This window comes from Streptosporangium sp. NPDC001681, from assembly GCF_040298085.1.
GTDB lineage: Bacteria > Actinomycetota > Actinomycetes > Streptosporangiales > Streptosporangiaceae > Streptosporangium.
Window position 1 is genome coordinate 16,640 of the sequence record NZ_JBEOZN010000110.1, and the last position, 16,397, is coordinate 33,036.

13 protein-coding genes, 1 pseudogene and 1 riboswitch are annotated in these 16,397 nt (G+C 69.0%); of the genes and pseudogenes, 11 read left to right on the forward strand and 3 right to left on the reverse strand.

The genetic code is table 11. The features are described from left to right. Positions 1-181 precede the first annotated feature (181 nt). On the forward strand, positions 182-643 hold the full coding sequence (locus tag ABT130_RS35860) for a cupin domain-containing protein (RefSeq protein WP_350929973.1): 462 nt from the start codon (positions 182-184) through the stop codon (positions 641-643). A gap of 30 nt (positions 644-673) precedes the next feature. Here the strand turns inward: ABT130_RS35860 and ABT130_RS35865 are convergent, their stop codons facing one another. Continuing rightward, positions 674-1,324 carry a class I SAM-dependent methyltransferase gene (locus tag ABT130_RS35865; RefSeq protein WP_350963192.1) on the reverse strand — a complete coding sequence of 217 codons (651 nt, stop codon included), beginning with the start codon at positions 1,322-1,324 and terminating at the stop codon, positions 674-676. Positions 1,325-1,518: 194 nt separating this feature from the next. Between ABT130_RS35865 and ABT130_RS35870 the strand changes: the two genes are divergently transcribed. The 4 genes from ABT130_RS35870 to ABT130_RS35885 all read left to right on the forward strand — a co-directional run bounded on the left by ABT130_RS35870 (position 1,519) and on the right by ABT130_RS35885 (position 8,686). Further along, entirely contained in the window at positions 1,519-1,911 is a 393-nt protein-coding gene (locus ABT130_RS35870) for an RNA-binding protein (protein WP_350963195.1), read from the forward strand. A 257-nt stretch (positions 1,912-2,168) separates the two neighbouring features. Further along, positions 2,169-4,694 (forward strand): glutamate--cysteine ligase, encoded by a 2,526-nt coding sequence (locus ABT130_RS35875; protein WP_350963197.1) that lies wholly within the window; start codon positions 2,169-2,171, stop codon positions 4,692-4,694. A gap of 54 nt (positions 4,695-4,748) precedes the next feature. Continuing rightward, positions 4,749-6,536: an N-acetylglutaminylglutamine amidotransferase gene (locus tag ABT130_RS35880; RefSeq protein ID WP_350963199.1), complete on the forward strand. Its 1,788-nt coding sequence runs from the start codon at positions 4,749-4,751 to the stop codon at positions 6,534-6,536. Then, positions 6,536-8,686 carry a S9 family peptidase gene (locus tag ABT130_RS35885; protein ID WP_350963202.1) on the forward strand — a complete coding sequence of 717 codons (2,151 nt, stop codon included), beginning with the start codon at positions 6,536-6,538 and terminating at the stop codon, positions 8,684-8,686. Before ABT130_RS35880 ends, ABT130_RS35885 begins: the two co-directional genes overlap by 1 nt. Positions 8,687-8,813: 127 nt before the next feature. Here ABT130_RS35885 and ABT130_RS35890 read toward each other — a convergent pair. After that, a pseudogene (locus tag ABT130_RS35890) lies at positions 8,814-9,035 on the reverse strand (IS701 family transposase); the annotation flags it as partial. 344 nt (positions 9,036-9,379) lie between these two features. On the opposite strand from ABT130_RS35890, the gene ABT130_RS35895 reads away from it, so the two are divergent. The 3 genes from ABT130_RS35895 to ABT130_RS35905 all read left to right on the forward strand — a co-directional run bounded on the left by ABT130_RS35895 (position 9,380) and on the right by ABT130_RS35905 (position 12,797). After that, the gene (locus ABT130_RS35895) at positions 9,380-9,775 is read left to right on the forward strand and encodes a hypothetical protein (protein ID WP_350963204.1); all 396 of its coding nucleotides are present in this window, start codon (positions 9,380-9,382) and stop codon (positions 9,773-9,775) included. Positions 9,776-9,846: 71 nt separating this feature from the next. Then, positions 9,847-11,403, forward strand: coding sequence for a multicopper oxidase family protein (locus ABT130_RS35900; RefSeq protein WP_350963207.1), 1,557 nt, complete (start codon positions 9,847-9,849; stop codon positions 11,401-11,403). A gap of 557 nt (positions 11,404-11,960) precedes the next feature. Next, positions 11,961-12,797 carry a D-alanyl-D-alanine carboxypeptidase family protein gene (locus ABT130_RS35905; protein WP_350929964.1) on the forward strand — a complete coding sequence of 279 codons (837 nt, stop codon included), beginning with the start codon at positions 11,961-11,963 and terminating at the stop codon, positions 12,795-12,797. A gap of 43 nt (positions 12,798-12,840) precedes the next feature. Here ABT130_RS35905 and ABT130_RS35910 read toward each other — a convergent pair whose 3' ends face one another. Then, the gene (locus tag ABT130_RS35910) at positions 12,841-13,596 is read right to left on the reverse strand and encodes an RNA-guided endonuclease InsQ/TnpB family protein (protein ID WP_350963215.1); all 756 of its coding nucleotides are present in this window, start codon (positions 13,594-13,596) and stop codon (positions 12,841-12,843) included. 101 nt (positions 13,597-13,697) lie between these two features. Here ABT130_RS35910 and ABT130_RS35915 point away from each other — a divergent pair, with 101 nt between their 5' ends. The 3 genes from ABT130_RS35915 (at position 13,698) to ABT130_RS35925 (ending at position 16,048) form a co-directional block, all read left to right on the forward strand. Beyond that, entirely contained in the window at positions 13,698-13,898 is a 201-nt protein-coding gene (locus ABT130_RS35915) for a hypothetical protein (RefSeq protein ID WP_350963210.1), read from the forward strand. 75 nt (positions 13,899-13,973) lie between these two features. After that, complete coding sequence (locus ABT130_RS35920; protein ID WP_350929987.1) at positions 13,974-14,570, forward strand: transposase; 597 nt, start codon at positions 13,974-13,976, stop codon at positions 14,568-14,570. 650 nt (positions 14,571-15,220) lie between these two features. Further along, positions 15,221-15,370, forward strand: a riboswitch (cyclic di-AMP (ydaO/yuaA leader). Between the two features lie 12 nt (positions 15,371-15,382). Next, entirely contained in the window at positions 15,383-16,048 is a 666-nt protein-coding gene (locus tag ABT130_RS35925) for a CHAP domain-containing protein (RefSeq protein ID WP_350963212.1), read from the forward strand. The last annotated feature ends 349 nt before the right edge of the window (positions 16,049-16,397 follow it).

Consider the following 16,397-nt stretch of genomic DNA (forward strand, 5'->3'; position numbering starts at 1 on the left):
ACCCTGATGGGCGGCCCCCACGACCGCGCGAGCTGTCAGCACGGTGACCGCGGACCCCGGCCGGATCCGCGGGCCGGTCCAGGCCGGGGCGGATCTGGGAGGTGAAGTCCTCGCTGTCGTACCACGATGAGACTGCGGCGCGCCCGTGCCGCATCCCGCCGACTCGGACCAGGAGTGCCCGATGCCGATAGTTCTTCCCGAGGATCCGTTCCACCGCCGCCTGCACCACATCACCCCGGGCGGGCTCACCTCGGAGACCGCGCAGACCGGCGGCATGCACCGCCGGGCGGCCATCAGCGGAGCCACCACCGGCTCCAGCCGCCTGTGGATGGGCCAGACCCACGTGGCACCGGCCACCGTCTCGGCCAACCACCACCATGGCGACTCCGAGACCGCCATCTATGTGGTCAGCGGCACCCCCTCGTTCGTCTTCGTCGACATCGAGGGGGAGGAGCCCGTCGAGGTGCGCATCGACACCACACCGGGCGACTACATCTTCGTGCCGCCCTTCGTCCCGCACCGGGAGGAGAACCCCGACCCCGACCTGGAGGCGATCGTGGTCATCGCCCGCAGCACCCAGGATGCCATCGTGGTCAACCTGGACGATCTCGTCTGGACGGGACCCGTTCTGACCTCAAGGTGACGACGGGCACGGGAGCCGCCGGGTGGGCGGTCAACCCTCGCCCGGCTCGCCGGAGACGTCTTCCGCCGGCCGCTCACCCGCCCGGACCCCGGTGTACACCAGGGCGGGTGGTACGTTGCGCCAGATCGGGCCCAGGCTTTCGACGGTGGTGAACGTGTCCTCCATGAGGCCGCGGAAGTGCCGGAAGCGCTGTAGCGGCAGCACGGTCAGCGTCGTGATGGTGCTGAAGGTGCCGCCGGGGATGAGCGAGGCCGAGATCTCCTCAAGGATGCGCCTCTGCCGCGCCTCCTCGAACAGCGTCCAGGGAAGGGAGGAGACGATCGCGTCGGCGTGGGACAGACCGGCCTGCCTCAGCAGCTTGCCCAGGTCCCCCGCGTCAGCGGCGATCACCTCAAGCCAGGGCCTGCTGCGTCGCAGATGGCTCACCATGCTCTCGTTGACCTCCACGGCGAGCTGTCGCCCTCCGGGCGGCAGGCGGTCGCGGATCGCGTCGCTGATCACCCCACCGCCGGCGCCGAGTTCGACGACCACGGCTCCGGGAGTGGCCGGGACCACCGACGCGGCCAGGCGGGCGACGGCCTTCGAGCTGGGTGCGATCGCACCCAGCTGCTGGGGGTTACGCATGATCGCGCCGAGGAAGGTGAGCGTGTCCCCGCCGGCGGGACGAGTTTGAGAGAGCACCGACAGCTCATTCCCCCAGCTGAGGGGGTTATGCCAGTTTAGCGGGCTTTGATGATCGAGCTTCCGCCGCCGTACCGGGGATGGGATGGCCCGGAAGCCGTCCGCGAGGCTTCCGTCGCCGACCCGCCGCTGCCCGGTGGCGGCGTGGCGAGGTACCGTCGTCTTATCGGATCCCGGTCAGGAGGGGAGCCGCCATGCCAGACGATTCCGATCACGTGCTCGATTCCATCGACGGGGCCGTCGACGAATGGCTCGCCATGAGTGACGACTCGATGCGCTGGACGCCGCCGGAGAAGGCTCACTCCAAGTCCCAGCTGGGCCTGCCGGTGCCGCCGCTGCCGCAGGTGCTGGAAGATCTTCTCCAGGAGGTCGGCAGCCGCCTTGGCCCGCCCGCCCAGGCGGTGGTCGACGCGTTCCGCCCGCTGGGGGAGGGGGTGGTCGAGGCCGTCTCCACATTCCTCGACAGGCCGCCGGTGAGGCACCTCCTCGATCCGTCCGGCACACCGGACGATCCGGAGACGCTCGGAGACCAAGCCTTTCCCGACACCTTCGGCCCGTCGCCCGAGGACCCACCCGAGACTCGGTGAGGTTTTCCGGCCGTTCCCCCGGCCTTCGTCGAGGGGGCCTCGCCGGATGTCCCCGTGCTCCCCGCCGATGACCGGTGATGCCCGGCCCCGCGGGGCAGGGTGGGACCTCCTGGTCGTAGGAGAGAGGGCCTCGTCCGGTCACAGAGAGTGAGTTCACGGTTCCGTTTCCCTCAGGAGCGGCCCATGAAGTGCGGAACTGCTTTTTTCGGGCAAAGGACAAAACCCCCGGTGAGTCAGCGTACTTCAGGAGTGATGAAATGGCGGGTCTGGCGGGGCCGATCGCGGTCGGTGTCGAAGAGGAGTTCCACGTCGTCGACGTCGACACCCGGCACCTCGTCCCACGGGCAGGTGTTCTGCTGGAGCAGTTACCGGCGGAGCGGTTCACCCACGAGCTGCAGCGTTCGGTGGTGGAGGCCAACAGCAGGCCCTTCATGCATCTGGAGGACCTCGGGCACGACCTGACCGCGCTGCGCCGCACGGTGATCCAGGCGGCGGACTGTCTCGGGCTCGGGATCGTGGCGGCGGGGAGCGTGCCGCTGGTGGACCTGGCGGCGCTGAAGATCTCTCCGGACGCCCGCTACGAGCAGATGCTCGCCGACTACCAGCTGCTCACCCGCGAGCAGCTGATCTGCGGCACGCAGTTCCACGCCGACGTCGAGGATCGCGACCTGGCGGTGGCCGTCGCCCACCGCCTGGCCCCCTGGCTGCCCCCGCTGCTCGCCCTGAGCTCCAGCTCGCCGTACTGGCTGGGGGCCGATACCGGATACGCCAGTTACCGCCCGCTGCTCTGGCAGCGCTGGCCCACCGCGGGGCCCGTGGCCAGGTTCGAGTCGGCCGCCGAGTACGACCAGGTGGTGCGGGAGCTCGTGAGCTCCGGTGTGATCACCGACCCCGGCATGATCTATTTCGACATCCGGCCCTCGGCCCACCTGCCCACCATCGAGCTGAGGGTGTGCGACGCCTGCCCCAGGGTGGGCGACATCGTGCTGATCGCCGGCCTGTTCCGGGCGCTGGTGGCCAGGGAGCTGGACGCGGTGCAGCACGGCCCCGAGCGCTCGGTCCGGCTGGAGATGGTCCGCGCCGCGACGTGGCGGGCGGCGCGCTCAGGGCTGGAGGGCGAGCTCGTCGACCCGGTCGAGGGCACCCCGGGCCCGGCCGCCGAGGTGATCTGGAGGATGGTGGACGGCCTGCGGCCACAGCTGGAGGAGTCCGGCGACATCGAGCTCGTCACGTCCCTGGTCCGGGAGTCGCTGGCGCGGGGAAGCTCCTCGGCCCGCCAGCGCGAGGCGTTCGCCCGCGACGGCCGGCTGGCCGACGTGGTCGACCTCGTCATCGCCGAGACGCGGTCCGAGGAGTGGGAGACCGCCTTCGGCGGGCCGACGCCGAGGATGCACACCAGCCTCCTCGACGGCTACGACGCCCCCGGCGACGAGGCGATCATCGAGGGCACGGTACGCGAGTCCTACCAGCCGGTGCTGCGGGTCCTGGACCGCCTGGGCGCCCGCGGCCTGCGTGGCAGGGCGCGGCTCCGCGACGGCTACCAGCGTCGCAACGGCATGACCTTCCACGTGGCGGGCGGGAGCGAGAGCCGGATCTTCCCGTTCGACCTGGTCCCGAGGCCGGTCCCGCCCGGCGAGTGGGCCGAGATCCAGCGGGCACTGCCGCAGCGGGTGCGGGCGCTGGAGGCGTTCCTGCACGACGTGTACGGCGAGTGCGAGATCATCGGGGACGGCGTGCTCCCCGCCTGGGTGGTCGACGAGTCCCCCGGCTATCGCGAGCACGGGCGGAGGGTGCCGCCCGGTACCGTGCGCTGCGCCGTGGCCGGGCTGGACCTGGTCCGCGACCACGCCGGCCGCTGGGCGGTGCTCGAGGACAACCTGCGGGTGCCCTCCGGCCTCGGATACGCGGTGACCAACAGGCACCTGATGGCCGAGTTGCTGCCGGAACTCGTCCCCGGCGAGGGGATCGCCGATCCGCGGCAGAGCCTGCGGACGCTGCGGGAGGCACTGCTCGCGGCGGGCACGGTCGACTCGCCGGCCATCGCCGTGGTCTCGGCGGGACCGGACGACTCCGCCTACTACGAGCACCAGATGCTCGCCGAGGAGATGGGGGCGATCCTGGTGGTCCCGGCCGACCTGGAGATCGGGAACGGTCATCTGGAGGCCGCGGGGCGCAGGATCGACGTGCTCTACCGCCGGGTCGACGAGAACGAGCTACTCGAAGGCCCCCTGGGGTCGGAGATCATGGACGCCGTCGAACGCTCCGCGCTCGTCCTGGCCAACGCGCCGGGCAACGGCGTCGCCGACGACAAGTGCCTGTACCGGTACGTGCCCCGCCTCATCGCGTACTACCTGGGCGAGGAGCCGCTCATCGACAACATCACCACCTACCTGTGCCGCGACGCCGCGGACCGCGAGCAGGTGCTCGACCGGCTGGCCGAGCTGGTCGTCAAGCCGGTGGACGGATTCGGCGGCCAGGGCGTGGTCGTCGGTCCCGAGGCGTCCGCCGAGGAGCTCGGCAGGATCAGGGAGAAGATCCTCGCCGCGCCCCAGGGGTGGGTCGCCCAGGAGACGGTCCGGCTGTCGACGCATCCGACCTTCGACGGGGAGCGGCTGAGCCCGCGCGTGGTCGACCTGCGGGCCTTTGTCTGCCTCGGGGAGACGGCGACGGTCCCGCCGGCGGCGCTGACCCGCGTCGCACCGGCCGGCAGCCTGATCGTCAACTCCTCCCAGGGCGGCGGTTCCAAGGACACCTGGCTGCCGGGAGGGGCCGCCGATGTGTGATCTCAGGGCTGAATCCGCCCGGCTTCGGGGTGGGCAGGTCATCGGGGGGTGCCGATGTGCGGTCTGAGCGGTGAGATCCGGTTCGACGGCCGTCCCGCGGACGTCGCCGCGGTGGCCCGGATGAGCGAGGTGATGAGCGACCGGGGTCCCGACGGGTCGGGCCTGTGGTCGCTGGGACCCGTCGCACTCGGCCACCGGCGCCTGAAGATCATCGACCTGTCGGACCGGGGCGCCCAGCCGATGACGGACAGTGACCTCGGCCTGACCGCGGTCTTCAACGGGTGCCTGTACAACTACCGTGAGCTGCGCGAGGAGCTGGAAGGCCAGGGGTACCGCTTCTTCTCCACCTCCGACACCGAGGTGCTGGTGAAGGCCTTCCACCGCTGGGGGATCGACTGCGTCGACCACTTCAAGGGCATGTTCGCCTTCGCGGTCGCCGAGCGGGACACCGGCCGGCTGACCCTCGGCCGCGACCGCCTCGGTATAAAACCCCTGTACCTCTCCCAGGACGCCGATCGCCTCCGTTTCGCCTCCTCGCTGCCCGCGCTGCTCGCCGGAACAGGAGTGGACACCGGCGTCGACCGGGTGGCGCTGCACCACTACATGACCTTCCACTCGGTGGTGCCGGTCGAGCGCACCATCCTGACCGGTGTGCGGAAACTCCCCCCGGCCACCGTGCGCACCGTCGAGCCCGACGGCACCGTCACCGACCGCCGCTACTGGCAGCCGCCCTACACCCGCTCGGCCCTGCCCGACTGCGCCGGGCTGTCCTCCTCCGAGTGGCGCGAGGCGGTGCTCGACCGGCTGCGCGTGGCCGTGCGCAGGCGCATGGTCGCGGACGTGCCGGTGGGCGTGCTGCTCTCCGGGGGGCTGGACTCCAGCCTGATCGTCGCGCTGCTGGCCGGGGAGGGACAGGCGGGCCTGTCGACCTTCAGCATCGGGTTCTCCGCGGCGGGCGGGGAGCGGGGCGACGAGTTCGCCTACTCCGACCTGGTCGCCGGTGAGTTCGGCACCGACCACCACCGCATCCTCATCGACGACACCCGCCTGCTGCCCGCCCTGGAGCACGCGGTGCGGGCGATGAGCGAGCCGATGGTCAGCCACGACTGCGTCGCCTTTCACCTGCTGTCGCAGGAGGTCTCCAGGCACGTCAAGGTGGTCCAGTCCGGCCAGGGCGCCGACGAGGTGTTCGCCGGCTACAGCTGGTACCCGCCGCTGGCCGGCGTGTCGCGCGAGGACGCGGCCGTCACGTACGCCGAGGAGTTCTTCGACCGCTCGCACGGGACGCTGGCCGGAATCCTGTCGCCCGAGTACATGCTGGAGCGGGACGTCAGCGGCGAGTTCGTCCGGCGCCACCTCGCGGCGCCCGGCGCCGACACCGCGCTCGACGCGGTGCTGCGCCTGGACACGGAGGTCATGCTCGTCGACGACCCGGTCAAGCGGGTGGACAACATGACCATGGCCTTCGGGCTGGAGGCCAGGACCCCGTTCCTCGACCACGAGCTGGTCGAGCTGGCGGCGGCCTGCCCTCCCGAGCTCAAGCTCGCCTCCGGCGGCAAGGGCGTCCTGAAGGACGCCGCGCGCAGGCTGCTGCCCGCCGAGATCATCGACCGGCCCAAGGGCTACTTCCCGGTCCCCGCCATCAGGCACATCCACGGCCCGTTCCTGGAACTCGTCAGGGACGCGCTGACCGGGCAGGCCGCGCGGTCACGCGGCCTGTTCGACCAGCCGTACGTCGACAAGCTGCTCGCGGCACCGGACGAGCATCGCACCACCCTGGGAGCGAACGCACTGTGGCAGCTTGGACTCCTGGAGCTGTGGTTGCAGGCACAGGGCGTCTGATGGCCGACATGCCCGGAGCCGGTGCCCGCCCCGCGGCGGGCACCGGCCTGACCGCCTGGAGCTGCCGGGCGCCCGCGCTGGCGCCCGACCTGAGCGCCGTCGCGTTCATCGCCGACAGAGACGGCTCTCCGCGCGTCTGGGTCCAGCTTCTCGGCGGCGATCTGGAGGCGTTGCTCCCGGGAGGAGCGTCGCCCGGAGGGCCGGCCGGGGGAGAGACGGAGGCGTGGTCTCTCGACACCGGTCCTGAGCCCGCCGCCGACGTGAGCTGGTCTCCCGACGCGCGGCGGCTGGCCGTCCTCGTCGTGCCGGGTGGCGGGGAGCACACCCAGGTCTGGACGGTCAGGCCCGACGGGAGCGATCTGCGCCCGCTGGCCGCGCCGGAAGGGGGGTCGGCGTCGTTCGTGCGCTGGACCGGGCAGGGGGAGGTCCTTCTCGTCGCCGAGGTCTCCGCGTCCGGCCGTACGGACGCGGTGCTCATCGACGCGGGCTCCGGCAGCCGGGAGGTCATCGCGGGCGGCGCGCTGATGCACCCGGCGGCGATCAGCCGTGACCACCGGCGGATGCTGCTGCGGCGCGGCCCGCGCGGCGTGCGCCGGATGTACGCGGCCGATCTTTCCGCCTTCCCCGGTGATCCCACCGGCCTTCCCGCCGCCCATCCCGGTGATCTCACCTCGGGCATGTCCGGTCCCGACGGCTCCGCCGGTCCCGGGGCCCTCGCGTCCGGCCTCTCCGCTTCCGGTGATCTCGCACCTGGTCCTCTCGAAACCGAGGACCTCACCCCCGGCCTGTGCTCCGGCCGCTCCGCCGATCCTCCGGCCGGGCTCCGCTCAAACCTTCCCGAGGGCCACCTTGAGGACATCCCGCCCGGCCTGCCCTCAAGCCTGCCCGACGAGGCCGCGGGCGATCTTCCAGGCCCCGGGGAACAGCCGCTGCTGGCGGGGATGAACGGCTCCACCGACTACGGCATCCTCTCTCCGGACGGGACGGTCGCCTACCTGTTGTCCGATGTCGGCCGCGATCGGGCCGCGCTGCTCGCGGTGGGTGAGGACGGCGCGGAGGTCGTGCTGGCCGAGCGGGTGGACGCCGAACTCGACCAGTTCGCGCTGAGTGCCAACGGCCACCACGCCGTCCTGGTGTGGAACGACAGCGGCCGGTCGGAACTGGAGGTGATCGAGCCGGCCACCGGTGCGGTGCGCCCGCTCCCGCCGCTGCCCGCCGAGGTGGTCTCCTCGATCAGGGTCTCGCTGGACGGCAGCCTGGCCGTCCTGGCGGTCGAGGGGCCCGGCGCCCCCTCCCACGTGGTGCTCTGCGATCTGGAGAACGGCGGCTACCGGCGGATCGCGGGGGACTCCCCGATCGCCGAGGCGGCCGAGGCGGAGTTGATGCGCTTCCAGGCGCGCGACGGCATGGAGCTGACCGGCTGGCTCTACCGGGTCCCCGGGGCCCGGGGACCGATGCCCTTCGTCGTCTACCTGCACGGCGGTCCGGAGAGCCAGGAACGGCCCACCTTCAACCCGCTGTTCCAGAACCTGCTGGCCGCCGGGATCGGGGTGCTCGCGGCGAACGTCCGCGGCTCGTCCGGGTTCGGCAGGGCCTTCCGCAACGCCGACAACCACGCGCTCCGCTTCGACGCGATCGACGACGTCGCCGACTGCGCCGTCGAACTGGTGCGGTCTGGTGTCGCTGAGGCGGCCAGGATCGCCTGCATGGGACGCTCCTACGGCGGTTACCTGACGCTGGCCGCCCTCGTCACCCACCCCCACCTCTTCCGCGCCGGGGTCGACGTCTGCGGCATGGCCGACTTCGAGACCTTCTACGACCGGACCGAGCCGTGGATCGCCGCGGCGGCCGTCAGCGAGTACGGCCACCCGGTCGCCGACCGTGACCTGCTGCGGGTGCTGTCGCCCCTGCACTCCTTCGACCGGCTGGCCGCCCCGTTGCTGGTCGTGCACGGCGCCCGCGACACCAACGTCCCGGTGTACGAGGCCGAGCAGGTGCTGCGGGAGGCACGGGCCCGTGGCATTCCCTGCGAGTTGCTGCTGTTCGAGGACGAGGGGCACGAGATCCGGCAACTCGCCAACCGGGTGACCTTCATCAAGAACGTCGTCGAATGGCTCAGGTGGCACCTGACCGTCCCCGACCCGGCATGATGCTTTCCCGCCGGGGCAGGCTCGGTGACAATGACGACATGCCGCGTACGGAGACACCATGGGGAGCATGGGAACCGGCTCCGCCGGCCGAGGTCATCGAGCTGTTCGGCGGGCTGGAGACGCCCTAGAACTGCAGCCGCTGCACCGCCGCACTCTGGGCCCCGGCCACCGGCTCCGCACCGGCCAGGCAGGTCAGCGTCTTGTTCCGATCGCGCGGCAGCAACAGCCCGGCCAGATATTCACGGAACCCCCGGCGCTGCGCGAGCGAGCACCACAGATCATCGAACCGGGCCGCGTACTCCTCCAACGGACCCGGCGCCGGTGGACACGGACGCCGCGCGGTCGCCATCACGACCACCCCCGAACAGCACTATCTACCCCTATCCACCGGTTTATTGCGACATCAGCCCCACGTCAACAAACCACCGATTAGGCGCGCGGCCGTGAGGAGCTCCGCCCCGGCCGGCCGGTCGTTGAGTTCGCCGGCGGGCCCCTCGGTTCGGCGCTCGCCCCGCCCGGCATCGTCTGTCACCACCCGGCCATCTTGGATGTGTGCGTTCACCTGGACCCCGCCGGACACGTCACCGACGTAGACACCAACCGACCTTGGAGAACTGAATGCCTCATTCTCGCCAGGCCTGATCTACTATCATTCATAGGAGATTGCGCGCTAGGGGACGGGAGGAGACGGCGGTGACGGACCGGCGTACGGCCGTGGACGTGCTCCTGCGGCTGTCGCTGCTGTTCCTCGTCATCACCGGCGTGGTCACGATGCACACGCTGGGCCATCTCGAAGGGCATCACGGCACCACTACCGCGATCTCGGCGCCCTGTCACCATGCGACCGGCCCGAACGCCTTGCAAAAACAGCAGCCCGGCGACGACAGCGGAGCATCCGATCCGTTGTGGATCTGCCTGGCCGTCCTGTCCTTCATGGGCGTCCTTTTCCTGGTCGCCTTCCGCAGCGCGCACGCGAGCTCCCGCTCCGCCCGATTCCGTGCCGCACGGCGGAGCCCGTCCCTCGGCGGGCTCCGTGGTCCCCCCTCCCCTGCCCTCGCCATCACCCGCGTGGCCGTCCTGCGGATCTAGATGCCTCAGCCGGGCCTTCGGCGGCCCGGCTGCCGCAGTGACCTGATCACACGACACAGCGAGGCATCGACATGCAATCCATCGACCGACGTACGTTTCTCCGCGGTGGGCTCGGGATCGCCGCCGGCGCCGCCCTAGCGGGCTGCAGCACGCGCCGGCCCACCGCCGCCGGAACGCCCGCCGCACCCGCCTTCCTGAGCCCCACCGATGGCGCGGTGGCCGCGAAGGAGGCCGCAAGAAGGCCGGGCATGATCCGCGACTTCCGCCTGATCGCCACCGAGCAGGTTGTCGACCTGGGTGGGAAGTCCGTTACCACCTGGAGCTACAACGGCCGAATCCCCGGTAAGGAGATCCGGGTTCGGGCGGGCGAGGTCCTCCGCGCCCGCCTGGTCAACCGGCTCCCCAAGGACACGACCATCCACTGGCACGGGCTGGCCCTGCGCAACGACGCGGACGGTGTGCCCGGCGTCACCCAGGAGCCCGTCCAGGCGGGCACCGAGTTCGTCTACGAGTTCACCGCCCCCGACCCCGGCACCTACTGGTTCCATCCCCACTCGGGCACCCAGCTCGACCGCGGCCTCTACGCCCCGCTCATCGTCGAGGACCCTCGCGAGCCCCTGGGCTACGACGAGGAATGGGTCGTCGTGCTCGACGACTGGCTCGACGGGGTGACCGGCACCCCCGACGAGGTGCTCGCCGAGCTGTCCGGCGGCATGAGCATGGACATGGGCATGGACCACGGCGACATGTCCGGGATGCCCTCCAGCTCCGCACCGTCGTCGTCCGGCATGAGCAAGCACATGCTGATGGGCGCCATGAGCCCCCTCCTCGGCGGGGACGCCGGAGACGTCCGTTACCCGCATTTTCTGATCAACGGCCGCCTGCCGGGCGCACCCGAGACCTTCCGCACCAAGCCCGGCACCCGGCTGCGGATCCGGTTCGTCAACGCCGGCGGGGACACTGCGTTCCGGGTCGCCCTCGGCGACCACAGGATGACCGTCACCCACAGCGACGGATTCCCCGTCGAGCATGTCGAGACCGACGCCCTGCTCATCGGCATGGGCGAGCGCTACGACGTGCTGGTGACGCTCAAGGACGGCGTCTTCCCGCTGGTCGCCCTTGCCGAGGGCAAGAAGGAACTTGCCCGCGCCCTGATCAGGACCAGCGGCACGGGGCCGGCGCCCAGAGTCGGCGCCCGTCCCGCCGAGCTGGACGGGCTGATCGTCGGGTACGGCAGGCTCCGTCCCGCGCAAGCCGTAGGGCTGGCCCCGAAGAACCCCGATCGCACCATCAAGCTGGAGCTCACCGGCAGCATGATGCGCTACGACTGGGCCATCAACGGCAGGAAGTACGACCCGAAGACCATCTACGGGATCCGCTCGGGGGAGCGCGTACGGCTGTCGTTCGTCAACCGCACCATGATGTGGCACCCGATGCATCTGCACGGCCACACCTTTGCCCTGGCTCGCGGGGGCATCCGCAAGGACACCGCCATCGTGCTCCCGAACACCACCCTCGACGTCGACTTCGACGCCGACAACCCCGGCCTGTGGATGATCCACTGCCACAACATCTATCACGCGGAGAGCGGGATGATGACTCTGCTCGGTTACCAGAAAGACCGATAGGCAGCCGGCCCGTGTTTCCCGGAGGAACACGCCACCTCACTACTACTAGGTATGGTCGTTACGAGGCGGCCTCGCGCAGCTGAACAAGGCAGTGGTCCCCGCCTGCGGACGCGGCGCCATCACTGCCTCCCTGGACGTGTCCGGCATTCGCCCCCGTGATGCCGGGCACGTTCGCCTCCGCCCCGGGATCGTATTCGGTCGAGTTCTCTGGTTACCGGCCAGACGCTGCGGCGGCGAGCCGTACTGCCCGCCCATCTCCAGGTCAGGGCACTGCAGAACCTGGAGCGGTTCACTAGACGTGCGGGAGATCTTTAGAGTTACCAGAGTGAGATCTGCGATGGTGGCAAACTTCCCCGCCATTTTATTCCCCTCGAATCCGCAAGGAGGATAGAAGGGAATTTTTACCTGACGAATCTCCCTTACAGGGCGAGGAAGCCGCATTTTTTACCATTTAATGACTCCTGTATCGTCAAGGGCACCTCAAATTCCATGGCAACCTGATCGGCATGCATAGCAACGGGAAAATCCGCCTTACGGTCGGTGCCGCCCTGTTGGCCATGGCAACAGGATTCGCGGTACCGGCCTATGCCCAGCCGGTGCGCCAGCAGGCAGTCCCCGCCCACACCAACCCCTCCGATGTCGCGCCGGCGGTGCTTGGGCGCGCGGCCTACCTGGTCGACGCCTCGACGGGCAAGGTTCACCTCAGCAAGCAGGCCGCCCAGCGCATGCCGGTGGCCAGCCTGACCAAGGTGATGACCGCCTACATCGTGCTCAAGAAAGCAGAGCCGACCGACACGGTCGAGATCACGTCGGACGACGTGCGCTACGCGCAGGACGGCGGCGGCACCAGCGCGTACCTGCGCGCCGGCGACCGGCTCACCGTCGAGGACCTGCTGTACGGTCTCATGCTTCCCTCGGGCGCGGATGCCGCCCACGCGCTGGCCCGCACCTACGGCCCCGGGGTCACCGGGTTCACAGCAAAGATGAACGCGACCGCGCGCGAGCTCGGGATGCGCGACACCATGTACCTCAACGCCGACGGGCTGCCCACACCGAACGGCGAAGGCTACTCCACCGCGCAGGACCAGGCGCGGCTTGCCAAGGCGGCACTGCGTAACCCGATGTTGAAGACCGTCACCTCCAGTCAGAGCCACGTCGTCGCCGAGACGGCGGACCACGGCGCCTACACCTGGAGCAACACCAACAAGCTGCTCGGCACGCCGGGCGTGCTCGGCATGAAGACCGGCTATACACGTGCCGCGGGCTACTCCCTGACCTTCGCCGCTGACCGCAACGGTCACCAGCTGGTCGGCGTGATCCTCGGCGAAACCGTCTCCAGCCGGAGGTTCGAGACCGCCGGGAAACTGCTGGACTGGGCAAGTGTGAACAATTGACGCGCTCCCCGGCCTGAAGGCCGGGGATTCAGCCCGTGCCGCATCACGCGGCACCTCTGAGGCTTCCTGCTTCGTCGGCGTCCGCCACCGCGAGCGGTGGTCTTACGTCACCTCCACAGGCGTTTAACGTCTCCGCTTCCTGTCGCGTCTCAGCGACGGGTTTCCGTCCAGCGGCGACGATTCGTCTTCCCTCGGCCAGCACGTTGATCGCCGCGTTGACGTCCCGGTCATGGGTGACGCCACAGGCGCACGTCCACGACCGGACGTTCAACGGCATCGAGGTGGCGAGAGTGCCGCATGCCGAGCACACCTTCGAACTGGGAAACCAGCGGTCGATCTTGGCGAAGTGGCGGCCGTAGCGTTTCGCCTTGTACTCCAGCATGCCCACGAACTGTGACCAGCCCGCGTCGTGCACCGACCTGGCCAGCCGGGTACGGGCCAGGCCGGACACGGCAAGATCTTCCACGTAGATCGCTTGGTTGTCGCGGATCAACGTGGCCGACAGCTTGTGTGCCCAGTCGCGGTGGGTATCGGCCACCTTGGCGTGCGCCTGGGCTACCTTCAGCCTGGCCTTCCTGCGGTTTGCCGACCCCTTCTGTGTGCGGCTCAGCGCCTTCTGTGCCTTGCGGAGCTTCTTGGCTGCCCGCCGCAGGATACGCGGGTTGTCGATCTTCCGGCCGTTGGACAGAACCGCGAAGTGTGTGAGACCAAGGCCGATGCCGACCTCGCCCGGTGTCTCGGGCAACGGCTGGTCGCCGGTCTCGATGAGTCGGGTAGCCGGGATACGTGGCTCTTCGATCTTGAGGGGGAAGTGCCCGAACGTGGTCTGACGGGCGAGAGCTCGTGACCCCGCGACACTGGCTGTTGATCAAAGACAGTTGGTGACGGGGGCCACAAGCTGTGAACGACAGTACTTCGATCCTGTTCGGCATGCCGGAAATCGCGGTGGTGAAAGTCGAACGCGTCGCCCATGACGACGGACAACCAGGGCGGCTGGTGCATATCGAACGCCCGGAAGACTGGGCGGCCTGCCCCGACTGCGGGGTCATCTCCACCACAGTGCGCCAGCGGCGCATGACCCGCCGCCGCAGGCGCGGGTGACGGGCCGGTTTGTGCCGGGCAGTGGCCCGTCAGGTCGCCTCGGGCCGCTCCGTGGCCGCGGTGGGCCGCGAGTACATGGTGGGCTGGCCGCTGGTGCATCGCCACTTCGCCGCCCACGCCGACGCGCTGCTCATCGAACCCGAACCGCCCCGCGTGCTGGGCATCGACGAGACCCGCCGAGGCAGACTAAAGTGGATCAAGAACGAGGCGACCGGCCGATGGGCGCGAACTGAGCTTTTTGCGACCAACTTCGTCGACCTGTCGGGGACGGGCGCTCTGCTCGGCCAGGCTGCCGGCCGGACCGGTAAGGCCGTGGTGGACTGGCTGATCCTGGCCGCGTGGATCGCCAAGGAAGAACTACGTGCTCTGCTGGCCTGCGCCCGTGAGCAGGCACCGTGGTCGGTGATCTCTCACCGGCTCCACCGGTTCCTCTCCTGGTGCGCCGACTCCGGCATCCCCGAACTCCTCACTCTGGCTGAGACGATCGACGCCTGGTGGCCCGAGACGCCGGCGTTCATCACCACCGGCATCACCAACGCCCGTACCGAGGGAACGAATCGGTTGATCAAGGACGCCGCCCGCGTGGCGTTCGGCTTCCGTAACCTCACCAACCAACGCCGCCGCGTACGGTTGCACTGCACACATCAAACGATCAACGTGCCAGCGGCATGAGGGTGAACATCCCCCTCAAAATCGAAGAGCCGACGAAACAGCGGTCAGGGAAAAGGAGAATACCGGGCTGGCATACGGGTTCGAGATTCTTGCGCAGGACTCGATCGAGGCCGCCTTCGATGAGGCGGGCCGGCGCCTGGATCATGACTTTCACAACGAATCAGGTCATATTTTCTTCTATTATCCACCATAGTAGGTATTCGCTTCCAGGGCAATCCGCCAACCCATCCAGGGCTCATGGGGACTCCGCGGCCGATCCTCCTTGCCAGCAGATGGATCATTAGGTCGGACTGGTACTTCTCCGTAGAAATCTTAGGTTGCCCGGTCAGGGCAGCGGGAGTTGCACACGCCATCCGGCCACCACTACGGCCGATCGATGGACTCGCAGAAGATACTAAAGATCATAGTTACAGACCAGCTTACAATCCGTTGATCTCACCGGATGGTGGACGGAAAGGTAAAATTTCTCTCGACGAACCCCTATCACACAAGGGATTCCGTTACATGTTCGTGAATGGGGATTGCGTTGCTTTGCCTCAATCGCTTACCGTCGAGGAACTCAAGGCATAGATCGAACACGCGGTGCGTGCCAGGTAATGCCTTGTACTGCCGAGACCGTGTCTCACTCAGCGGGAACCCCTCCCGCTGAGTGAACGCGGCCGCCGAGTCCGCGATCTTGCGGAGCCGGGGACCCAGTCTCTCTGGGGTGAATCGGCGCGCCCGCCCCCAAGCGGCGCTCCGTAGGGCACTTCCACGCCCGAACCCGTCAGCTAACCCGGTAGGCGGCATGGAAGCAAGGAGTAAACCCCCACATGTCCAACTACCGTTTCCCCCGTTCCCTCATGAACGCCGGCCTGCCGCGCCTCACCGTCGCCGCGACCGTCGCCCTGGGCACGCTCCTCGCCGGAGGCCCCGCCTTCGCGGCCGGGCACCACGAGACCCGGGCCGACTCACAATCCGATACCTCCTCCCAGAAACTGCTCCCAGGGTCCGCGCAGATGCTGCTGCAGATCGCCGAAAAGCAGATTGGCGTGACCGAGAACGCCAGCGGCGGCGGCACCCTGTTCCACGACTGGTACATGTCCTCACCTCGGGCCAAGGAGACCGTGGCTCGCGACGGCGGGAACGTGCGTGCCTACGCCAATGCTCCATGGTGTGCCATGTTCGTCTCCTGGGTCGGCGAGAAGGCCGGCCTCCGATCCACGGTCGGATGGGATGCCTACACCGTGACCTGGGCCAACTGGTTCAAGGACAACGGCCGCTGGGGCACGGTGGCCAAACCTGGCTCCGTCGTCTACTTCGCCTGGGGCGCCAACAAGACCATCGGCGGAATCGACCACATGGGCTTGGTGAAGAAGGACAACGGGGACGGCACGATCACCACGATCGAGGGCAACACCGGCAACGGCAAGGTCGAGCAGCGAGTGCGGCCTAAGTCCGACGTCGTGGGTTACGGCTACCCCGAATACAAGGCCTGATCTCAGAACCGTCGAAGGGGACACGGCAGGCGCCGTGTCCCCTTCGACCATCGATAGGTCATCGTTGAGGTCCTCGCACACGCATATCTCGTTCGTACGGCGCCTGCCCACACCGCTCACGGCCGACCTCGACCACCCGGACTTATAACCCCGATCCGGGATTCCCACCACGACGAAGCCGCTACACGTGCCCGACCGGCTGCGGTCCTTCCGCGCCCTGGCGCGTGTCGGAGGGTGAGGGCAGCCGCAACCGTTTGAGGGCGAGGGCGTTGACGGCGACGATGACGCTGGAACCGGACATGGACAGCGCGGCGATCTCGGGGCGCAGCATCAGGCCGAAGGCGGGCTC